This window comes from Streptomyces sp. NPDC006265 (genome assembly GCF_040613555.1).
In the GTDB taxonomy this organism is placed as follows: domain Bacteria; phylum Actinomycetota; class Actinomycetes; order Streptomycetales; family Streptomycetaceae; genus Streptomyces.
Map to the genome: position 1 here is coordinate 1 of NZ_JBEXSH010001326.1, position 1,668 is coordinate 1,668.

Below are 1,668 nucleotides of genomic sequence, written 5' to 3' on the forward strand. Positions count from 1 at the left end.
CTCGATCTCCTGCTGGAGCAGCTTGCTGGTCCGGGCCTCCCCGGCGGAGCCGGACAGTGTCACAGCGGCCGGGTCCGACAGGGTGGCGTCCTCGCCGTTCATCAGCCGGGCGATGTCGAGGGTGGGCAGCCGGTCGATGTCCGCGAGCTCCGGCCGGAAGGCCTCGGTGGTCAGGGACTCCAACTCGGTCCTGAGGTCACGGGGGTGGGAGGTGGAGGTCATGAACGGCTCTTTCCGTGTCTTTCCGGTGCTGGGCGGGGCGGCTGCCTCAGGAACGGTGCCGGTGGGCCAGCGCCTCGTACGACGCCGAGAGCGCGGGCGCCGCCTTCTCGTACGTCCGTTGCGCCACCCCGACGAACAGGCAGTCCACCACGAGGAGCTGACCGGTCCGGGACGACATGGCCGCCGGACGCAGCTCGCTCTCGCGTGCGGTGGACGTGGTGAGAACGTGGTCGGCGTACTGCGTGACCGGGCCGTTCGGGCGGCCGGTGATCGCCACCGTCGTCGCCCCGCGCTCGAAGGCGACCCGCAGCGGCTCGATGACGTCCCCGGTCGACCCGGAGTGCGTGATGGCGATCGCGACGTCGCCCGCGCGCAGTTGCACGGCGTTGGTGACGGCGAGGTGCGGGTCGCTGTGGGCGTGCGCCATCAGGCCTATGCGCAGCAGTTTCTGCGTGAGGTCCTGGGCGACCAGGCCGGACGCTCCGACGCCGTACACATCGGTGCGGCGGGCCGCGGTCAGGGCGGTGACGGCCGCGCCCAGTTGGACGGTGTCGAGGCCGGCGGCGGTGTCGGCGAGGGTCTGCTGCTCGTCGTAGGCGAGCTTGGCGACCACGTCGGCGATCGGGTCGTCCACCGCGATGTCCGTGGTGATGGCGGGCGCGCGGCCCGACTGCTGCTGCGCGGCGAGGCCGGCGAGGGCCAGGCGCAGGTCCCGGTAACCCGGATAGCCCAGCAGGCGGGCGGTGCGTACGACGGTCGCCTCGCTGGTGCCGGTGAGTTCGGCGAGGCCGGTGACCGTGAGGGCCGCGCAGCCGGCCGGGTCGCCCGCCACGGCCTCGGCGACGCGCTGCATGGAACGCGTCATCGACGGGCCCAGCGTGCGGACCTTGGCCGCGAGGGCGGCCGGGGCGGGCGGGGCGCCGCTCGCACCCGAGGGGCCGCCACGCTCACGGGCGAAAATTTCCTTCACGTCTCGGGTCACGATTGAAAGATATTTTCGGCGCGGCGTTCGGGTCAAGAGTGCGCACAATGGGGGCATGGATCCCATCAGCCCCCTGGAGCAGGCGCTGCACGCCGCGCGCGCCCTCGTGCTGGCCGACCTCGTCGCGGGACGCGTCGCCGACGCGGACGTCGTCTCCCTGGTCGAGGAGTCCGTCAAGCAGCGGCGATGGTGGGTCGAGCAATGGCCCGAGGGCGCCCCGTACGTGGCCGGCCTGGTCGCGCAGGACGTCCAGGACGCCCTGCTGGAGCGGTACGGCCGCTGGCCCCTGTGCCCGGTGTGCGGTGCCGGTGAGCCGCACGCCCTCGACGTGGAACCGGAGTTGGGACCCGACCCGCATTGGGTGTGCAGCGAGGCGGGCGTGAAGGTCGCCGCCGTGGGATCGCTGGGCGAGGCCATCGGCGGGCCGGCGTCCTCGTGAGGCCCGCGTGACGATCTACATCGAC

2 protein-coding genes and 1 pseudogene are annotated in these 1,668 nt (G+C 72.8%); 1 reads left to right on the forward strand and 2 read right to left on the reverse strand.

The annotated features are described in order from the left end of the window. Together ABZ281_RS48460 and ABZ281_RS48465 are read right to left on the reverse strand one after the other, a co-directional pair. Positions 1 to 222, reverse strand: a pseudogene (locus ABZ281_RS48460) (hypothetical protein); the annotation flags it as partial. A gap of 46 nt (positions 223 to 268) precedes the next feature. Continuing rightward, positions 269 to 1,204, reverse strand: a complete 936-nt coding sequence (locus ABZ281_RS48465; RefSeq protein ID WP_142162579.1) for a MurR/RpiR family transcriptional regulator — start codon at positions 1,202 to 1,204, stop codon at positions 269 to 271. A 55-nt stretch (positions 1,205 to 1,259) separates the two neighbouring features. Here ABZ281_RS48465 and ABZ281_RS48470 point away from each other — a divergent pair, with 55 nt between their 5' ends. After that, positions 1,260 to 1,643 carry a hypothetical protein gene (locus ABZ281_RS48470; RefSeq protein WP_356665133.1) on the forward strand — a complete coding sequence of 128 codons (384 nt, stop codon included), beginning with the start codon at positions 1,260 to 1,262 and terminating at the stop codon, positions 1,641 to 1,643. Positions 1,644 to 1,668 lie beyond the last annotated feature (25 nt).

Coding starts and splice junctions, on each gene's coding strand:
- ABZ281_RS48470 (WP_356665133.1), top strand. CDS start 1,260: ATGGATCCCATCAGCCCCCTGGAGCAGGCGCTGCACGCCGCGCGCGCC.